The sequence below is a fragment of the Pseudomonas sp. BN606 genome, assembly GCF_029873115.1.
GTDB lineage: Bacteria > Pseudomonadota > Gammaproteobacteria > Pseudomonadales > Pseudomonadaceae > Metapseudomonas.
Genome location: NZ_SSOF01000078.1, coordinates 1 through 17811, shown reverse-complemented (window position 1 = coordinate 17811; position 17811 = coordinate 1). Strand labels below are relative to the sequence as shown.

Below are 17811 nucleotides of genomic sequence, written 5' to 3'. Positions count from 1 at the left end.
GTCATGAGCGACGACATCCGCAAGGACGGCACGGTGGCGTTCCTGCCCCACCGCCTTAACCACCACCCTGTGGTCGTGCGCGGTCTGACCGCAAACGAACTCTGGGTCTGTGCCGGAGTATCGAGCGGGCTCGGCCTCGTCGCCGGGATTCCTCTGGCCATCGCGTTCGCAACCGTCGCCATGATCCCCACGGCCATGGTGTTGGCCGTCGCCGGTGGGGTCTTCATCGGCGGCGGTGCGGTGCGCCGAATCAAGCGGGGCCGGCCGGAGGTCTGGCTGTACCGGCACCTCCAGTGGTGGTTTGCCACCCACCTGCCCCCACTCGCTGCCCTCGTCGGTGGGCACAGCCTGGTGACCCGTTCCGGCTATTGGACGACGCGCCGGAGCCATGCGCCGTGAGCCGGTTCAAGAACGAGGTCGTGCACCTGCAGGCCCATATCCGGACCCTCCGCATCGGCGTCGGCCTGATCGTGCTGCTGGCATTGGTCATGGGGGTCGGCTGGTGGAGCGCACCGCGCGACTTGACCATCCACGTGCCGCCGGATCTGCGCTCGGGCAGCACGCGCAAATGGTGGGACGTGCCGCCTGAAAGCGTGTACGCCTTCACCTTCTATGTCTGGCAGCAACTGCAGCGCTGGCCCACCAACGGCGACGACGACTACCCGCGCAACCTGTATGCGCTGTCGAGTTACTTCACCCCAGCCTGCCAGGCGTTCCTGCAGCAGGACTATGAATTCCGCCGTAATGCTGGGGAGCTGCGCCGGCGCGTGCGCGGCATTTATGAGATTCCCGGCCGTGGCTACGGCGACAACCCCACGCTGCGGGTGCGCACCGTCTCCAATCGCGAATGGGTGGTGACCCTCGACGTCACGGCGGACGAGTACTACGCCTCGGAACAGGTCAAGCGCGCCCTGGTGCGCTACCCGCTCAAGGTGCTGCGCAACGACGTCGACCCGCAGCGCAACCCCTTCGGTCTCGCCATCGATTGCTACGAGGGCGCCCCACAGCGCATCGCCACCCCCACCGAGACGGCGGACACCTCCGCCCCTGTGCAGGAAGACATCCCATGAACCGTCTTATGCCGGCCATCGCGCTGCTCGTGCTGGCCCTGTTCAGCACGGCCCACGCAACCGAAATCCTGCACTGGGAGCGCTTACCGCTGGCGGTACCGCTGGTGGTCGGTCAGGAACGCATCGTCTTCGTCGACCGCAATGTCCGCATTGGGGTGCCGGCGTCAGTCAGCGCCCGCCTGCGTGTGCAGAGCGCCGCGGGCGCGGTGTACCTGATGGCGAGCGAACCGCTCGAACCGGTACGGCTGCAACTGCAGGACGCCGATACCGGCACCGTGATCCTGCTCGACATCGCTGCGGAACCGGCCCAGGAGCACCAACCGCCCCTGGAACCGGTACGCATCGTCGACGCCACCTCAACCTCCATGCACAACGGAGCAACCGACGCGAAAGCGGAAGACGCCACCGAGCCTGCGCGCGCTACGCGGGAGACGCCTCTGCCCGTGGTGCTGACCCGCTACGCTGCGCAGAACCTCTACGCACCGTTGCGCACCGTCGAACCCGTACCAGGTATCACGCGGGCCAATCTGCGGCGTGACCTGACGCTGGACACCCTGATGCCCACCTTACCGGTGCAGGCCAGCGCGCTCGCGGCCTGGCGCCTGGACGACCTGTGGGTCACCGCCGTGCGCTTGCGCAACACCGCCCCGCGCTGGCTCGACCTGGATCCGCGCACTCTACAGGGCAACTTTGCCACCGCCACCTTCCAGCACGCGACCCTGGGCCCGGTCGGCACGCCGGAGAACACCACCGTCGTCTACCTCGTCACCCGCGGGCATGGACTGGCGCAGGCCCTGCTGCCGGCGATGGCCCCCGTCGACGCCGCGCTCAACCTCCCGACGCCGCATGCCCCCGACACCAACGAGGGAGGCCGCGATGCACAGTAATGGCCTGCTCAAGTGGTTGATGATCCCGCTGGCACTGCTGTTGGTGTTAATCGGCCTCAAGCTGTTCTCCGGTGGCAAGGACGCTTCCTCCCCACTGGAGACGGACAGCCGCCTGACGCCCGAGGAAGCCAAGGCGCTCGGCATCGAAGGCGACACGCCACGCGACACAGTCGCAACCCTGGTCGCACAGGTCCGCCAGTTGCGCACCGAATTGCAGACCGCGCTGAGCGACAACAAGACCCAGCGCGAAGAAAACGCGCGGCTGCGCCAGCGTGAGAATGCCATCGACCGACGCATCAAGAGTGCACTCGAGAGCGAACGCAACCAGCTGCGCCAGGATCGGGAACACGTCGCCACGGAGCGACAACAAACGCAAAACCTGCTCCAGGAACTGCAGCAGCGCCTCGAAGGTATGGGTAGCGACCAGGATGGCCAGGACGACCTGCCCGTCGGCCTCGGGCTGGAGCCTGGCGACGGCGCTGAAGCCTTGCGCTGGATCGAGCCGGACGACGCCCGTGACGAGGGAAAACGTCGCACGGCTGGCAACCCCGCCGGCGTCATCTTCCCCACCCGCTTCGGGCCGGCGCAGAAGACCCTCGAAACCAAGGCCAGAGCCGCCGTCGACGCCGGGCGCCGAGCGGCCGGCGTGCCGGACACCCAGGCGGTCTACACGGTGCCCACCAATGCCACGCTGATGGGCTCGATCGCCATGACGGCGCTGATCGGCCGGGTACCGGTGGATGGCACCGTCAACGATCCCTACCCCTTCAAGGTGCTGATCGGCCCGGACAACCTCACCGCCAACGGCATCGACATCCCCGACGTGGCCGGTGCCGTGGTCAGCGGTACGGCCTCGGGCGACTGGACGCTCTCCTGCGTGCGCGGACACATCCGCTCGGTCACCTTCGTGTTCCAGGACGGCACCATCCGCACGGTGCCGGAGGACCGCGGCGCGGGCGCCAGAGGTGGCGGCAGCCAGCGCAGCAGCGACGACAGCACCACGCAGAACAGCCTGGGCTGGATCAGCGACCCCTACGGAATTCCCTGCGTCAGCGGTGAACGGCGCAGCAACGCCCAGCAGTACCTCGGCTCGCAAGCCCTGATCACTGCAGCCGGCGCCGGCGTCGCCTCGCTGATCGACGCCGACAGCGGCCAGGTCCCCTACATGAACAGCGACGGCTCCATCGGCACCCTCGGCATCGGTGGGAACGAGGCGATGGGCCGCATCCTCGCCGGCGGTGTACAGGACCTGTCGCAGTGGGTCAACAAACTCTACGGACAGGCGTTCGCCGCGGTCTACGTCAAGCCCGGCGCCAAGGTGGCCGTGCACCTGGAAGAACCCCTCACCATCGACTACGACCCGGCCGGCCGCCGGGTCGATCATCGCCTTGGAGGACGCCCCCATGCCCAGGAACTGGACTGACAGCCTGACACTGCTGGCCATCGCCCTTGCGCTCGGGGGTTGCGCCACCAGCAAAGACGAGCTGCTGCCGCACGACGACGCGACCATGCTCGACATCTGGAACGTTGGCACGGGTGGCAGCGCGGGTGGTGGCCAGGCAGCCCGGGAGCTGCTCGATGCCCGCCAGTCGCTGCGCCGGCCGCTGACCGAGGCCGATGTGCAGGCCGCGCCGGGCGTGCAGGCCCGCTACACGCGCACCGCGGCCAACGAGATCTACCGGCAGTTTCATCGCCTGCCGAACCCCGATCTGGTGATGTATGTGTTCCCGCACCTGGCCGGCAGCGACCCGGTGCCGGTCCCCGGCTACACGACGGTGTTCCCGCTGTACCAGCGCGTGCAATACGCGCTGCCAGGCGAGCGGGTCGAGGACTACTGATGGCCTCGCTGCGGCGCGAAGCGCACCCGACCCATGCCGAGGCCGAGGAAGCAGCCCCGCCGAAGGACGCCTGGGCCCGCCATGTCGCTGCGTTGCGCGCGCACGGCATTCCCGAACCCGGCACCACGCGGCCCCGGCGCCGGCCCGCCACCCTGGCCGACGAGCAGGCGCTCTACGACGTGGCGCCATCTTTTACCGACCTGCTGCCCTGGGTGGAGTACCTGCCCGACGCCAAATGCATGCTGCTGGACGACGGACAGTCCGTGGCTGCCTTCTTCGAGCTGACCCCGATCGGCACCGAAGGGCGCGAACCCGCCTGGCTGCTGCAGGTGCGGGACACCCTGGAGAACGTGCTGCAGGACTCGTTCGACGAATTGGACGACAACCCCTGGGTCGTGCAGCTCTACGCGCAGGACGACACCAGCTGGGACCTGTACCTGGACGAGTTGCGCAGCTACATCCAGCCGCGTGCCCAGGGCACCGCCTTCAGTGAGTTCTACCTCCGCTTCTTCGGCCATCACCTGCAGGCGGTCGCCAAGCCCGGCGGGTTGTTCGAGGACAGAGCCGTTACCCGCCTGCCCTGGCGTGGGCAGACGCGGCGCACGCGTCTGGTCGTCTACCGCCGTGTCGGTCAAGCGCCCGCGCGCCGCGGACACTCGCCCGAACACGCCCTCAACCTGGTCTGTGACCGTCTCAGCGGGGGGCTGGCCAATGCCGGCGTGCGCAGCCGGCGCCTCGGCGCGGCCGACATCCATGCCTGGCTGCTGCGCTGGTTCAACCCGAACCCGACCTTGCTCGGCCCAACTACAGAAGACCGGGAGCGCTTCTACGCGCTGGTCCGCTACCCGGATGAACAGGAGGCCGGTGAGCTCGAACTGGCCAGCAGCACCGACTTCGCGCAGCGGCTGTTCTTCGGCCAGCCACGCTCGGACGCGGCCCGGGGGCTGTGGTATTTCGACGGCCAGCCCCACTGCACTATCGCCGTCGACCGCCTGCGTACGCCGCCCGCCACCGGCCATCTCACCGGGGAGACCCGCAAAGGCGACGCCATCAATGCCCTGATGGATCAGATGCCCGAAGACACCGTAATGTGCCTTACCCTGGTCATTACCCCACAGGATGTCCTCGAGGCCCACCTGAACCACCTGGCTCGCAAAGCCGTCGGCGACACGCTGGCCTCCGAGCAGACCCGCCATGACGTGCAGCAGGCCCGCGGCCTGATCGGCAGCGACCACAAACTCTTCCACGGCGCCCTCACCTTCTACCTGCGAGGCCGTGACGAAGCCGAACTGGACGCCCGCGGGCTGCAGCTCGGCAACGTGCTGCTCGGCGCCGGCCTGCAGCCCGTGCGCGAGGAGGATGAAGTGGCGCCGCTCAATACCTACCTGCGCTGGCTGCCATGCGTGTACGACCCGGTCAAAGACAAACGGCAGTGGTACACGCAGCTGATGTTCGCCCAGCACGCGGCCAACCTCGCACCGCTGTGGGGGCGCAGCCAGGGCACCGGCCACCCGGGCATCACCTTGTTCAACCGCGGCGGCGGCACCATCACCTTCGATCCCCTGAACCGCCATGATCGGCAGATGAACGCGCACCTATTCCTCGCCGGTCCCACCGGTTCCGGCAAGAGCGCGACCCTCAACAACCTGCTCAACCAGGTCACGGCAATCTATCGGCCACGCTTGTTTATCGTCGAGGCCGGCAACTCCTTCGGCCTGTTCGGCGACTTCGCGGCGCGGCTGGGCCTCACCGTGCATCGCGTGAAGCTCGCCCCCGGCGCAGGCGTCAGCCTGGCGCCGTTTGCCGATGCGCACCGGCTGGTGGAAACGCCGAGCCAAGTGCAGACGCTCGATGCCGATGCGCTGGATAACGACGACGCGGATGTCGACGGCGACGAGCAACGCGACGTGTTGGGCGAGCTGGAGATCACCGCACGGCTGATGATCACCGGTGGCGAGGACAAGGAAGAAGCGCGCATGACCCGCGCCGACCGCAGTTTGATTCGCCAGTGCATTCTCGACGCCGCCCAGCGCTGCGTGGCCGAGCGGCGCAGGGTACTCACGCGGGACCTGCGGGAGGCACTGCGCGAGCGTAGTCGCGACACCTCGCTGCCGGACACCCGGCGCGCGCGGTTGCTGGAAATGGCCGATGCCATGGACATGTTCTGCCAAGGCGCCGATGGCGACCTGTTCGACCGCCCGGGCACCCCGTGGCCGGAGGCCGACATCACCATCGTCGATCTCGCCACCTATGCCCGGGAGGGCTACAACGCGCAGCTGTCGATTGCCTATATCTCGCTGATCAATACGGTCAACAACCTCGCCGAGCGCGACCAGTTCCTCGGCCGCCCAATCATCAACGTCACCGACGAAGGCCACATCATCACCAAGAACCCGCTGCTCGCGCCCTACGTGGTCAAGATCACCAAAATGTGGCGCAAGCTGGGGGCCTGGTTCTGGCTGGCGACCCAGAACCTGGACGATCTACCCAAGGCCGCCGAGCCGATGTTGAACATGATGGAGTGGTGGCTGTGCCTCAGCATGCCTCCGGACGAGGTGGAGAAGATCGCCCGGTTCCGCGAGCTCACGCCCGCGCAGAAGGCCCTGATGCTTTCGGCTAGGAAGGAAACCGGCAAGTTCTCGGAAGGGGTGATTTTGTCGCGCAGCATGGAGCTGCTGTTCCGCGCGGTACCGCCGAGCCTGTACCTGGCGCTGGCACAGACCGAGCCGGAAGAGAAAGCCGAACGCTATCAACTCATGCTGGCCCATGGCCTCAGCGAACTGGATGCCGCATTCAGGATCGCTGAGAATATCGACCGAGCCCGAGGGATCGCCCCGTTGGCGATGTCATCAGTCAAAGCCACTCACCGCGCGTGATTGATCTCCCGCTCCAGCACATCCAGGCGCTCGATGATGCGCTCGAAGGGCAGCGTCTCGCCGTAGAACATTTGCGCAGCCAGCATCGCTTGGTAGTCCCCGCGCAACGCATCGAGCAGCGCAGCCTCCGGGACCAGCCTCAAGCCACCCGCTACGCACCGATCGTAGTGGCTGTGCCCGCTGCGATAGAAGGTCTCCTTGATGCTCAACACATCCCGCAGCAGCTCGACGTCGCACACGGCCTGACGTCCCACCTCATGGTCCGCCAGGCGCGCCAGATCGTACCAATGCCGGGACAGGCGCTCGGCCCCCTGCCGCAAATCCGGGCGGTGGCATTCGACATGGATCAGCGTGGCCTTCTCCCAGAAGGTGCGCAGGGGCGACAGCACGGCAACTTCCGCAGTCGGAAAGGCCAGCCCCGGTACATGCATGGCCACATCCGGCACGATGGTCAGCTGGTCCTGCGGCAAGGTGGCATTGCGACCGCCAAACTCGATCAGCACGCTCGGCCGCAGGTAAGCGTCGGTGTTCTCCACGGCACTCGGGTAATAGAGCCAGAGCTTCTCCGCGTCCTCACTGACCTCGATGGCGATCTCTCGCCCCGGCAACGCCTGCGTGAACGCCTCGCGCAGCGCCGGCAGCAGCTCCGCCGTCACATGCTGCGCCAGTGCCGCCTTGAGCGTGTCGGACAGCCGCCGGCGCTGATGGCTGCCGAGCGTCGCCAGCTCCGGCACGTCATCGACCAGGCTGCGGTAGTCGACGGTGACGTCGATGTCTTCGGAAAATCGCTCGATGGCCTGGTAGACCTTCGACAGCGAGGTACCGCCCTTGAAGGCCATCGGCTTGCGGCACGGCAGGCTGAACAGAATCCCCAGGGCGTGGCACAGCCAGATGTCTTTCTCCAGGATTTCAGCGCGGCGCCCCAGTACGGGCGCCAGGCCATACAGCAGATCAGCCTGCTCCCCCGGGGAAAGATCGAAATAGCGCTCGGGGCTGTCAGGCATGCACAACCTCGTTGCGCTCATAGCTGGTCAACGCCGCTACCATCCAGGCGGGCATCATGGCCTTCGCCTTGCACAGGGCCTCAAACTCGAGGCTCGGCAGCTTCTCGGCGATGCGCCGGAAGGTGGCGGGCGTCACCTGATGCCGCCCCAGATACCACAGCGCGGACAGTGCCTGCCCCGCAGGGCGCCCCGCCAGGGCCAACTTGCGTGGTGCCACATGCTGCAGGCGGACGACCAGCTTGCCCAGGCGCACCGTGCGCGACGAGCCCGTGGTGTAGAACACCGGCTGCGCCGGCACCTGGGTCGAGAAGCCAAAACGCCGCGCCGCCTCGGCGCCATGTACCTCGATGGTCGCGCCCTCGCTCGCGGCCAACACCTGCGCCACTTTCTCCGGCGCGGGCATGGCCTTGATGCCGAAGCGCCCCGCCTTCGGCACGCTGTACAAGCCATGGCCAATGCGCTCGATATGACCGGCCTTGGTCAGCCGCATCAGCGTCTGGTCAATGGCTGCACGCGAGCCTAGCTCCGCGAACAGGGCCGGGGTAAACGGCTCGCCGGCAGGCTGTGCCGCAATGCGTTCTCGAATGGCTTGGGATGTAGTCATACTGATCTCCAGTTGTTAGATATTCTTATCAAAAATCTAACAAACTGCAAACCCAATCAGAGCGGGAGACGCTTCTGCCGGGTTGCAGCACCGCCTGGACGTGAACAGCTACTGGGCTGATCGCCGAAACGCTCGTCGGAGGCAGCCAGGAAGCGGGCAATACCCTCCCCTCACCGCCCATCACTTGAATGGCCCGCGTACACACCCATGAGCACGCGCTACACTGTGCGCCCGCCAACAACCACTCGGTCTCAGAGGTACCGTCGTGACCTTAACCGACGCAACCATTGCCTTGCTGCTCGCGGCGAAGATTCATGGCAGCAGCGCTGCAGTAAAAGCCACGGCAAAACGCTGCGCACAGGCCTTACCCCGTAGCAAACGCGACCTGATGTTCTCTGTCATGAACAGCCACGAACCGCTCAAACTCATCGCCTGTATCGCTGAGAACCTTGATTGAGCGCTGTTCGTACACAACCGGCCAGATTGCCCCAACCTCGCCCGTCAGAACCACGCCATCTGGCATGACCAGCGGCCACGCCGCCTGCAAGCAGCATTAGGTGCCTGTAACAGCGCATCAAATGTCTCTCCCTCCGGGTCGGCCATTCTAGGGAGCCTCCATTTCCGGCTCATCCATCAAACCGGTAGCCTGGACTCCCGTTTGTTTGTCGCTGAACGCTCGTCCTTCGAATCAACTACTGGCACGACACACCCCACGGTAGTTCGATATGCCAGCGCTACGCTCGTCCCAAGCTTTCTCGTGGACTTCCTCCTTCGCGGCAGGTCTTTGTGCCGCGCTACTGGCCCCGCTGGCGCAGGCCGACGACATCCTCGTCATCACCGACAGCCGCCATCCGGTCCAGGCGCCCATCGGTGTTCGGGTCATTGAGTTGGATCAGCCGGCACGCATTGAAGCTGAGCTGACAGCACACCTTGCCAATGTGGCTGGACGCAGCGCAGCCGCCGTACAGCAGCGCCTACGAGCAGGCGGAACGGCACTCCAGCAACGAACTGGCATGGCCTATCAGGGGGTGGTAGATGCCTGGAGCCTCGGCATTACCACGATCCCCGCGGTGGTCGTCGATCAACACTATGTGGTTTATGGCGAGCCGGACGTCGCTAAAGCGGTCGCGCTGATTAACTCGCACCGGACAGTGCGACCATGAAGGGCCCTCACCGTTTGCGCGCCGGCATCGCCACCATCTTGCTCACGACGGGCCTGCCGTCGTTCGCCCTCGACACTGCGACCCTGGTGTCGTCAGTACTCTCCCCCGACTGCCTGGCATACCGCGTCGTCGGTGTTTGCTATTGGTTGTACTGCAGCCACGGCGGCTGCTCGGTCCGAACCTCCGTGAAGGTCAGGCACTACGCGCCCGACGCCGTGGTCTCCAGCTACTCGACCACCGGCGCCAATCCCTGGGTGGAAGTACGAGCGATGAGCCAGCCCAATGCCAAGGCACAAGCGGGTGGAGACGGCACGACAAACCACGGCAACGAGAACAACCTGGCGAAATTCAAGAATGCTGACGTCATCGGCCACCCCAGTGGCTACCTCTTCAGCCAGTTTGCGTCGTCTTATGGCTATTCCTGCCCAGGGGCTGGCAGGCCCTTCATGCCCTACCTGCTGAGCACGCTCGATCCGCTCGCCTGGCGCTTTAACGTGCCCGAGATGGTTTACCCGGAGGCCCTGATACCCGGCAAGCGAGAGATCGGCTCCCGCAGCGCGATGAACCTGTGGGGCAATGTCTATCCACGCGGTGGATTCCTGCATCAGGCCGATGACTACAAGGCCGCCGCGGTGGTGACCCAACGCGCCGGGGACATCGTCACTCGCCGTGGCCAGCTGCACGTCTATCAGCCCCTGCTCGCCAACGCCCGAGACGGCTATTGGCCGGCAGGCGAATTGGTCGAAAGCAACGCGACCACGGGTAAGTGGCAAGAGCTGACACCCATCCTGTCGCGTACCTGCGCGGTCTTCCCCCACGCAGATCCCGCGGTTCAGGCGCAGCAGGGCGACTACGCCTGGGCTCTGTGGCGGCCCTATAGCTGCTGCCGCCGGCGCGGCCAGGTGTTCCTGGGCAGCACGGACCTTCAGTGAGGCAAGCCATCATGCGCCACGCGCTTCTCTCACGCGTCACCTGGTGCCTTGCCCTACTGCTGGGAAACCTGGCACAGACGTCCCCCACCTTGGGCGAGCAGACCGACGTCAGCGACTATGGAGCGCAGCATCAGGGCGCCGTTATCAGCGACGACGTCTTGTACAGCATCGGTGGCGGCCGCGCCGTATCGATGAGTCCAACTTCCAATATGCGTGCCCTCGGCGTCGGAGTGGGTTGGAACAGCAATCTGATCTGCGGCGACATGTCGATATCCACCACCATCCAGAACCAGCTGAACGGTTTGACCAACGGGTTCCAAACGATCATGAGCAGTGTGATTCAGAACGCCACGGCCGCCGTGGCGTCGCTGCCAGCGTTGATCATCCAGCGGGCTGATCCAGGGCTCTACAACCTGCTCACCAATGGCGTGCTGCAGGCCCGACTCGACTTCGACCGCTCCAAACTGACCTGCCGCTCAATGGCAGAGAAGATGGCTGAGACGGCCGGCGGCCAGGCCGGCTGGAACCAACTCGCCGAAGGCATGGCACTGAAGCGCGCGGTTGCCAACACCGATGCCGTCTCTGCCGTCGCGACGGCTGAAACGAGCCGCGGTAACGAGGGTGTTCCCTGGGTCGGCGGCGACAACGCCGGCGGCTCGAACCAGAAGCCGGTCCGCGTGGTGGGCGATGTCACTCGCGCCGGCTACAACCTGGTCAACGGGCGCGATGCCACTGATGAGAGCACGCTTGATCCCAGCAGTTGCGGCGGCAACCTGGCCTGCCAGACCTGGCCCTCGCCTGATGCAGCCGCGCACTGGGCAGTGCGCGTGCTGGGCGAGCAGGAACAGCGCACCTGCGCAGCCTGTACCAAGACCGTCACGACGCCGGGCGTGGGCCTCACGCCTCTGATCCAGGAAGAGTACGAGGCGAAACTCAACCACCTGCAGGAGCTGATCGCCGGCAGTCGACCGTTGAGCTTCGAGAACCTGTTGGCAGCCGGGAGCGCCTCGTTGCCGATCACTCGCGGCGTGATCGAGGCGCTGCGCGACGAGCCCGACCAAGACATCCTGGCCCGGCGCCTGGCCTCGGAGGTCGCGCTGGCGAGCGTGCTGGAGAAGGCTTTGTTACTGCAGCGCACGCTGCTAACCGGGCGGAAAGAGCCCAATGTCGCCGCTAATGAGTTGGCGCAGAGCGCGATTTCGCACGAAAGCGATCTCCTTGATCGCGAGATCCACAATCTGAAAACCGAATTGGAACTGCGCCGCGAACTGGCGGCCAACTCCCCCACCGCGATCATCCAGCGGCACAGCACGCGCTCAGCCGGCTCTCGCGGTATCTATCAAGGCGATCCGACACGCAATCGGCTCAATCAACTGCAGCGCCCACCGAGCCCAGGAGACACGCCATGAGCCAGTGGCGGCCGGACTTGCTGCAACACGCGGCGCGGGTGCTGCTGTGGGGCATGCTGCTGCTGATCGCAGCGACCGCAGCCAATGTGGCTGGCATCCACCTGGCCGGCAGCCTCGACAGCTGGCGGCAGTGGCTGAAGTCGCATACCGACCACTTCCTGATCTGGCGACTGTTGCTCTACGCCGGCACGGCCTGGGGCTGGCTATGGATGCGGCGCCGCGTGCTCGCACGCGAGCCGGGAGGCAAGGCCCAACCACGCCTGCTCCGAGCCGAGATTGCCACTGTACTCGCGGTGGCAGCAATGGAAATCAGCCAGTTCGTCCAGGCCGGATGACCCGGAGGCGACTATGACCCTCTACACCACCGATTACCTGGAGTACTACCTGACCCTGGTGAGTTGGATCGTCCATAACGGCATCTGGTCGATACTGGTGGCCAGTGGCGTATTCGCCATCCCGTTTCTGGCGATCATTCTCCAGGAATGGCTCCGGTCACGTGCCGAGGGCGCAGATGAAGGTAATAAGGGCGCGCTTTCAGCCAGCCGCATCGAGAACCGCATCTTCGTCGCCATCGTGGTCATCATGTTTGCCGGCATTCCGTTCATCGACGTGGATTTCACCACGCTGCACTTCGACCGTTCCCGTTCTGCGCAATGCCAGGTGAGCGTCCCAGCACCTGCAGAGACAGGCTGGTCGCAGTCCTTCAGCACACTCAACAACCAGTCGGCCAAGGTGCCAGTATGGTGGTACTTCGTACACGCCATTTCTCGGGCAGTAACCGGTGCCTCGGTGACGGCGATTCCTTGTGGCACCGATCTGCGGCAGATCCGCATGGAGGTCGATGCCTCACGCCTCGATGATCCCGTGCTGGCACAAGAGGTCGCGGACTTCACCCACGATTGCTACGGGCCAGCCCGCGCCAAGCTCTTTATGAGTCGCCCAAACTTGAGTGAAGAGCAGATGTACGACGTGACCTGGATCGGCGCTCGCTTTTTCCTCGACACCGCGGGCTACTACGACACCTACCGCTCGCAGACACCGCGCGCGGGCTGGCCCTACGACAGTGCACGCGACGCGGGGCTGGCCGAGGTTTCCAGCGGCGCCGGCTACCCCACCTGCCAGCAGTGGTGGTCCGACAATGGCGGACTGCGGGCGCGGCTATTGGGCCAGGTCGATCCCACTCTGCTGACCCGAATCGCCAGCTGGGCGGGTTTTCTGAGCCAGGATCAGGTCAACGACTCGGTGATCCGCGCCATCGCGTCACCCCGGCAGCAAAAGCTCAACCAGGGCGCGATCTACAGCGATTACGGTGGCCGGATCGAATTGACCGTGCCGGACGTCGCCACCCGCGCCGCCAGTGACGTCGGACTCGCGGTGGGCTCTATTGCCTTCTTCCCCGCCATGGACGCCATGCGTCAAGCGCTGCCAATGGTGTTGGCCTTGCTCAAGATGGCATTGGTCATCTGCATTCCCCTCGTGCTCATGATCGGTACCTACGACCTCAAGACCATCGTCACGATCAGCATCGTGCAGTTCGCCTTGTTCTTCGTGGAGTTCTGGTTCCAGCTCGCGCGCTGGATCGACTCAACGATCCTGGATGCCCTCTATGGATGGGGCTGGGGATGGAACCGCCCCCACACGAACTTCGATCCTTTGCTCGGCCTGAACAACGCGTTTGGGGACATCCTGATCAGCTTCGTGATGGCGACGATGTTTATCGCACTGCCTGCGTTTTGGGTCGCGGCCTTGTCTTGGGTGGGTGTGCGCACCGGCGGCCTCCTTCAAGGGCTCTCGGATGGCACGCGCCCCGCAGGTCAAGCAGGCGGGAAAGCACTAGGAATGGTGTCAAGCAAACTCAGGTAAGCCGCCAACTCGACATCCGAGCATGTCAATCATCGTCATACCGCGGGTCAGCGTAGCGTGAATCAGGCGCATCGTTATAAAGTACCGGGTGGTAGCCAGGATTGCTCTTGTGTTCAGCTTGTTCGCCTACCGCCCATTCCTCGGCTCCATAATGGTCAGAGGCGCGCACAGCCCACAACACTGCCACTGCAAATGCCAGCAGCAGCGCCAGCCAAAACGCGGTGTACAGCAGCACACCGAGCACCACCAGCTTGGCGACCCAGAGCAAAGCAGTAGCCCCGCCAGCAGGTACGCCCCGCTCAACAAGCCAGCCATCCAGCTTCCGTTCTTGACGCAGGCAACCCCTCCACATCCGGCCCAACATCAGGCCCGTGCGCTCCGCGAAAGAGGTTTGTGCAGAAGGTTTCATGGCGGTTACCTCAAAGCCGACCCTTGATGTGCAGACTTAATAAATTCTCGTAGTGCGACTGAAGTTCGAGCGCGACCTCATAAGCGGTCTGACCCTATGACACTCCAAAAACTCCATCAGGTGCGCCATTTCTGATAGCCGGCATCATGGGCAATCCACTCGACAAGTCGCTGGGCCCCGGGGCCAAAAGGAAACAGCTCACACCTCATTGACGCTAGCGGACGACTGAATCTAGCCGTTACATCAAAGGGGCCCCGCAAAGGCGCAAGGGAATGGGGATTCAAGGGAAATGGGTCTATTTGGAAAAGGAAAAGGCCCTCACCTGCCACAACTCCAGGTGCCATCGATGCTCGCGCTGTTCCAACGAAAATGCCCTTCACCTACAGCGCCACCTCCCACAGCAGGAGAAAAAGGCAAAGGGCTGACGCGGCCGGAATCGGCCACCGCCCTGCTGTCCACGTCACGCCGACAGCGCCTGCTGGAGCACATCTGGCAGCGCACCTCGCTCTCGCGCAAGCAGTTCGCCTCGCTCTACCTAGCGCCGCTGGAACGCTACGCCGAGCTGGTCCAGCAACTGCCTGCCTCGGAGAACCACCACCACGCCTACCCCGGCGGCATGCTGGACCACGGCCTGGAGATCGTGGCGTATGCGCTCAAGCTGCGGCAGTCGTATCTGCTGCCCACCGGTACCACTCCCGAAGACCAGGTCGTGCAGGCAGAAGCCTGGACCGCCGCCACCGCCTACGCCGCGCTGTTGCATGACCTCGGCAAGATCTCCGTCGACCTGCAGGTCGAGTATGTCGACGGCAGCACCTGGCACCCCTGGCACGGCCCGCTGACGCACCCGTACCGCTTCCGCTACCGTCAGGATCGCGAATACCGGCTGCACAGTGCGGCCACGGGGCTGCTGTACCGGCAGGTGCTCGACCGCGAGATTCTCGACTGGCTCAGCACCTATCCCCCGCTCTGGTCCGCACTGCTGTACGTCCTGGCCGGCCAGTATGAGTACGCCGGGGTCCTCGGGGAACTGGTCGTGCAGGCCGACCGCGCCTCCGTCGCCCAGGCCCTGGGCGGCGACCCAACGCGCGCCATGGCGGCCCCAAAGCATGCCCTGCAGCGCAAGCTGCTCGATGGCCTGCGCTACCTGATAAAGGAGGAGCTGAAACTCAACCAGCCCCAGGCGTCGGATGGCTGGCTGACCCAGGACGCGCTGTGGTTAGTCAGCAAGACGGTTTCGGACAAGCTGCGCGCGCACCTACTGGCCCAGGGCATCGACGGCATTCCCGCCAACAACACCGCCGTGTTCAACGTGCTGCAGGATCACGGCATACTCCAACCCACAGCTGATGGAAAAGCCATCTGGCGAGCCACCGTCACGAGCGCCGCCGGCTGGTCGCACACGTTTACACTGCTGCGGCTGGCCCCGGCTCTGATTTGGGAAGGAGAGGATCGGCCGGCGCCGTTCACCGGCACCATCGCGGTGGAACTGGAGTCCAACGATGACGCTCCCGCGCCACTACCCACCGATACCGGCAGCACCTCACGGGTCGATGTTGCCGCTGCTCTGACCGCCACACCAACTGTTGATAGCGTTGATGCCCTGCTGGCTTTGCTCTCCCCCTCGGATACCGAGTCGCCCACTCAGGCGCCGGCGGCTGAGCCGTCACCAGCAATCGACCTCGATGAGCCGTCCGCACCTTCTAATGGGGACACTCCAACGCCACCACCCTCCCCCGCGCTGTCGCCCACCTCGAACAGTGGAAGCGCACTGGAACAGCCTTCCGGTGAACACTTCATTGCCTGGCTGCGGCAGCGCATCCAGAACCGCAAGCTCATCATCAATGACGCCAAGGCCCTGATACATACCGTGGCTGACTCCGCCTTCCTGGTCAGCCCGGGTGTGTTCCAGCACTACGCACAAGAACACCCGCAAACTACCGCACTCGCCAAGCTGGATCAGGTCGCCGATTGGCAATGGGTGCAAAAACGCTTTGAAAAGCTGCAACTGCACCACAAGCAAGACAACGGCCTGAACATCTGGACGTGTGAGGTGACGGGGCCGCGCAAGTCGCGGCGCCTACATGGGTATCTACTTAAAGCACCTGGCTGTTTGTTTACAGAGTCTCCGCCGAATAACCCCTATCTATTCCTGATAGGTAATCGGGCTGAATAAGACAAAGGCACCTGAGGTCACGCATTTGCTGCAGTAGAGAATGACGAGGGCGTCGTATTGGGCGGGAACATGGAATGCCGCGTGATTCTTGGAATTGACGGATCTTGCCGGTACGCCAGTCAATGATCAGCACCGCCCTGCCGGCATAGACGAAATCAACCTCTCACCGACACAGTGCTCTTGACGCATCACCAGTCCGCCTTGCTGACCCAGGCTCGGAATGCTTGCAGAACCAGTCGGGGACCGGACATTGCTCACTGGGAAAAGAGTGAAACGACAGAAACCGATGGCGCTCGTACTCGGCATCGGACAACGCGGTCGTCTAAGTTGGGCCGCTTGCGGCAAAGGTAATCTCGGGCACTGCTGTGGCCATTGCCCAGGCTGCGGGCGCTCTGGGGAATGGACAAACCGCAGTCGAACTTGAGACGCAGCACCTCGTGAATTCTGCGCGTGGATACACGCTCCACTGCGACATCTTTGCTTCGATAAAGAAGCCAATGGTAGTGGGGAAATCTCGCGTGGCTGGCTGCCAGAGAAGTGTCCGGGTGCTCGTGGATGTCCGAAATCATGGACCTGAAGAAAGAAAAGAACTTCTTCGAGACTCGCGTCATTGAGTACCAAACTGGTGGCGCGCTGAGCTGGAATTGATTCCCCTCTCGTAGTTTTTCAACAAACACTGAAACTTTTTCACTGAATGTTGAAACGGATGCACCGAGACGGTGCACAGCCGCTGCCTGGGGAGGTAGCGGCGCTGGCCATCGAAGGGTGGCTTTAGCAACAGGGCAAGGCCATTAGCCCCAAAGGAACTGGGGGAGAAGGGAGTACGCGAAAGGGCCGGTGGGCAATGCTCACCGGCCCTTTTCCTTGGTAACGGGAAAGGCCTTTAGCCGAAAAGCGGCCATTGAAACAGCTCGTCGCACCATCGTCGCGCTCAAAGCTCCGTAGAGGCTCAGCGCCCGAGATGTCGGAGCCAGAGAGTGCCCGTTTCTGACCGGTCCTCGCCGCTAGCGAAGGGAAGCTAACAGTCGATTGTGTTGAAAAAGTAGCTGCCACCCCCTGCCGCCGGCAAAATCACGCGCTCAGTGAGCGTGGGGACAGGCAGCATGATGGGGCAGTTACCGGGAGGACAGGCGCGCCTGTTCTACTCGTTCAATCTGGAAGAGCACGTCCCAGTCCAACACCTCCTGCGCAGCATCGATCAGTGCCTGGATCTCAGTGACCTGCGTGCTCACCTGGCCGACTTCTACAGCCCCATCGGACGCCCATCGATTGATCCGGAGTTGATGGTGCGCATGCTGGTGGTCGGCTACTGCTACGGCATCCGTTCCGAGCGGCGGTTGTGTGAAGAGGTGCATCTAAATCTGGCTTACCGCTGGTTCTGCCGCCTGGGCCTGGAAGACGAAGTGCCCAATCACTCGACTTTCTCTAAGAATCGCCACGGCCGCTTCCGTGACAGCGGACTGTTCCGCTGGTTGTTCAATGAGGTGCTCCGGCGCTGCATGGCCGCTGGCCTGATCAAGGGCGAAGGCTTCGCCGTCGACGCCAGCATCATCAAGGCGGATGCCAGCCGGCAACGTGGGGTG

General features: G+C 64.2%; 17 protein-coding genes and 2 pseudogenes. 15 read left to right on the top strand and 4 right to left on the bottom strand.

Features of this window, described 5'->3' with window-relative positions; translation table 11 throughout:
• Nucleotides 1-3 precede the first annotated feature (3 nt).
• From E8E75_RS20415 to E8E75_RS20390, 6 genes are read left to right on the top strand one after another with little or no spacing between them, the layout of a single operon-like run.
• The gene (locus tag E8E75_RS20415; RefSeq protein ID WP_280359682.1) at nucleotides 4-399 is read left to right on the top strand and encodes a TIGR03750 family conjugal transfer protein; all 396 of its coding nucleotides are present in this window, start codon (nucleotides 4-6) and stop codon (nucleotides 397-399) included.
• A complete protein-coding gene (locus E8E75_RS20410; RefSeq protein ID WP_280359681.1) occupies nucleotides 396-1070 on the top strand; it encodes a PFL_4703 family integrating conjugative element protein in 675 nt (224 codons plus the stop codon). Before E8E75_RS20415 ends, E8E75_RS20410 begins: the two co-directional genes overlap by 4 nt.
• Nucleotides 1067-1957 (top strand): TIGR03749 family integrating conjugative element protein, encoded by an 891-nt coding sequence (locus tag E8E75_RS20405; RefSeq protein ID WP_280359679.1) that lies wholly within the window; start codon nucleotides 1067-1069, stop codon nucleotides 1955-1957. The genes E8E75_RS20410 and E8E75_RS20405 overlap by 4 nt, the downstream gene beginning before the upstream one ends.
• A complete protein-coding gene (locus E8E75_RS20400) occupies nucleotides 1947-3380 on the top strand; it encodes a TIGR03752 family integrating conjugative element protein (RefSeq protein WP_280359678.1) in 1434 nt (477 codons plus the stop codon). The genes E8E75_RS20405 and E8E75_RS20400 overlap by 11 nt, the downstream gene beginning before the upstream one ends.
• Nucleotides 3361-3795: a TIGR03751 family conjugal transfer lipoprotein gene (locus E8E75_RS20395; protein ID WP_280359677.1), complete on the top strand. Its 435-nt coding sequence runs from the start codon at nucleotides 3361-3363 to the stop codon at nucleotides 3793-3795. Before E8E75_RS20400 ends, E8E75_RS20395 begins: the two co-directional genes overlap by 20 nt.
• Nucleotides 3795-6671, top strand: coding sequence for a conjugative transfer ATPase (locus E8E75_RS20390; RefSeq protein WP_280359676.1), 2877 nt, complete (start codon nucleotides 3795-3797; stop codon nucleotides 6669-6671). The genes E8E75_RS20395 and E8E75_RS20390 overlap by 1 nt, the downstream gene beginning before the upstream one ends.
• Here the strand turns inward: E8E75_RS20390 and E8E75_RS20385 are convergent.
• Both E8E75_RS20385 and E8E75_RS20380 read right to left on the bottom strand, forming a co-directional pair.
• Complete coding sequence (locus E8E75_RS20385; RefSeq protein ID WP_280359675.1) at nucleotides 6659-7675, bottom strand: nucleotidyl transferase AbiEii/AbiGii toxin family protein; 1017 nt, start codon at nucleotides 7673-7675, stop codon at nucleotides 6659-6661. The genes E8E75_RS20390 and E8E75_RS20385 overlap by 13 nt on opposite strands.
• Entirely contained in the window at nucleotides 7668-8279 is a 612-nt protein-coding gene (locus tag E8E75_RS20380) for a DUF6088 family protein (RefSeq protein ID WP_280359674.1), read from the bottom strand. The genes E8E75_RS20385 and E8E75_RS20380 overlap by 8 nt, the downstream gene beginning before the upstream one ends.
• 265 nt (nucleotides 8280-8544) lie before the next feature.
• Here E8E75_RS20380 and E8E75_RS20375 point away from each other — a divergent pair, with 265 nt between their 5' ends.
• The 6 genes from E8E75_RS20375 (at nucleotide 8545) to E8E75_RS20350 (ending at nucleotide 13646) form a co-directional block, all read left to right on the top strand.
• Complete coding sequence (locus E8E75_RS20375) at nucleotides 8545-8736, top strand: hypothetical protein (RefSeq protein WP_280359673.1); 192 nt, start codon at nucleotides 8545-8547, stop codon at nucleotides 8734-8736.
• 268 nt (nucleotides 8737-9004) lie between these two features.
• Nucleotides 9005-9442, top strand: coding sequence for a TIGR03757 family integrating conjugative element protein (locus E8E75_RS20370; RefSeq protein WP_280359672.1), 438 nt, complete (start codon nucleotides 9005-9007; stop codon nucleotides 9440-9442).
• Nucleotides 9439-10374, top strand: a complete 936-nt coding sequence (locus E8E75_RS20365; RefSeq protein WP_280359670.1) for a TIGR03756 family integrating conjugative element protein — start codon at nucleotides 9439-9441, stop codon at nucleotides 10372-10374. The genes E8E75_RS20370 and E8E75_RS20365 overlap by 4 nt, the downstream gene beginning before the upstream one ends.
• Before the next feature lie 11 nt (nucleotides 10375-10385).
• A complete protein-coding gene (locus E8E75_RS20360) occupies nucleotides 10386-11783 on the top strand; it encodes an integrating conjugative element protein (protein WP_280359668.1) in 1398 nt (465 codons plus the stop codon).
• Complete coding sequence (locus tag E8E75_RS20355) at nucleotides 11780-12118, top strand: hypothetical protein (RefSeq protein WP_280359667.1); 339 nt, start codon at nucleotides 11780-11782, stop codon at nucleotides 12116-12118. Before E8E75_RS20360 ends, E8E75_RS20355 begins: the two co-directional genes overlap by 4 nt.
• Before the next feature lie 13 nt (nucleotides 12119-12131).
• The gene (locus E8E75_RS20350) at nucleotides 12132-13646 is read left to right on the top strand and encodes a conjugal transfer protein TraG N-terminal domain-containing protein (protein WP_280359666.1); all 1515 of its coding nucleotides are present in this window, start codon (nucleotides 12132-12134) and stop codon (nucleotides 13644-13646) included.
• Nucleotides 13647-13671: 25 nt separating this feature from the next.
• On the opposite strand, the gene E8E75_RS20345 is transcribed toward E8E75_RS20350, so the two are convergent.
• A complete protein-coding gene (locus E8E75_RS20345) occupies nucleotides 13672-14055 on the bottom strand; it encodes a DUF3742 family protein (RefSeq protein ID WP_280359665.1) in 384 nt (127 codons plus the stop codon).
• A gap of 346 nt (nucleotides 14056-14401) precedes the next feature.
• Here E8E75_RS20345 and mobH point away from each other — a divergent pair, with 346 nt between their 5' ends.
• Entirely contained in the window at nucleotides 14402-16228 is a 1827-nt protein-coding gene (gene mobH, locus E8E75_RS20340; protein ID WP_280359664.1) for a MobH family relaxase, read from the top strand.
• An 88-nt stretch (nucleotides 16229-16316) separates the two neighbouring features.
• Here mobH and E8E75_RS20335 read toward each other — a convergent pair.
• A pseudogene (locus E8E75_RS20335) lies at nucleotides 16317-16695 on the bottom strand (IS21 family transposase); the annotation flags it as partial.
• Between the two features lie 85 nt (nucleotides 16696-16780).
• On the opposite strand from E8E75_RS20335, the pseudogene E8E75_RS20330 reads away from it, so the two are divergent.
• Both E8E75_RS20330 and E8E75_RS20325 read left to right on the top strand, forming a co-directional pair.
• Nucleotides 16781-16876: pseudogene (locus E8E75_RS20330) on the top strand (hypothetical protein); the annotation flags it as partial.
• A gap of 455 nt (nucleotides 16877-17331) precedes the next feature.
• A partial coding sequence (locus E8E75_RS20325; protein WP_280359663.1) for a transposase occupies nucleotides 17332-17811 on the top strand: 480 nt, incomplete at its 3' end.

Coding starts and splice junctions, on each gene's coding strand:
- E8E75_RS20415 (WP_280359682.1), top strand. CDS start 4: ATGAGCGACGACATCCGCAAGGACGGCACGGTGGCGTTCCTGCCCCAC.
- E8E75_RS20405 (WP_280359679.1), top strand. CDS start 1,067: ATGAACCGTCTTATGCCGGCCATCGCGCTGCTCGTGCTGGCCCTGTTC.
- E8E75_RS20400 (WP_280359678.1), top strand. CDS start 1,947: ATGCACAGTAATGGCCTGCTCAAGTGGTTGATGATCCCGCTGGCACTG.
- E8E75_RS20395 (WP_280359677.1), top strand. CDS start 3,361: ATGCCCAGGAACTGGACTGACAGCCTGACACTGCTGGCCATCGCCCTT.
- E8E75_RS20390 (WP_280359676.1), top strand. CDS start 3,795: ATGGCCTCGCTGCGGCGCGAAGCGCACCCGACCCATGCCGAGGCCGAG.
- E8E75_RS20385 (WP_280359675.1), bottom strand. CDS start 7,675: ATGCCTGACAGCCCCGAGCGCTATTTCGATCTTTCCCCGGGGGAGCAG.
- E8E75_RS20380 (WP_280359674.1), bottom strand. CDS start 8,279: ATGACTACATCCCAAGCCATTCGAGAACGCATTGCGGCACAGCCTGCC.
- E8E75_RS20370 (WP_280359672.1), top strand. CDS start 9,005: ATGCCAGCGCTACGCTCGTCCCAAGCTTTCTCGTGGACTTCCTCCTTC.
- E8E75_RS20365 (WP_280359670.1), top strand. CDS start 9,439: ATGAAGGGCCCTCACCGTTTGCGCGCCGGCATCGCCACCATCTTGCTC.
- E8E75_RS20360 (WP_280359668.1), top strand. CDS start 10,386: ATGCGCCACGCGCTTCTCTCACGCGTCACCTGGTGCCTTGCCCTACTG.
- E8E75_RS20355 (WP_280359667.1), top strand. CDS start 11,780: ATGAGCCAGTGGCGGCCGGACTTGCTGCAACACGCGGCGCGGGTGCTG.
- E8E75_RS20350 (WP_280359666.1), top strand. CDS start 12,132: ATGACCCTCTACACCACCGATTACCTGGAGTACTACCTGACCCTGGTG.
- E8E75_RS20345 (WP_280359665.1), bottom strand. CDS start 14,055: ATGAAACCTTCTGCACAAACCTCTTTCGCGGAGCGCACGGGCCTGATG.
- mobH (WP_280359664.1), top strand. CDS start 14,402: ATGCTCGCGCTGTTCCAACGAAAATGCCCTTCACCTACAGCGCCACCT.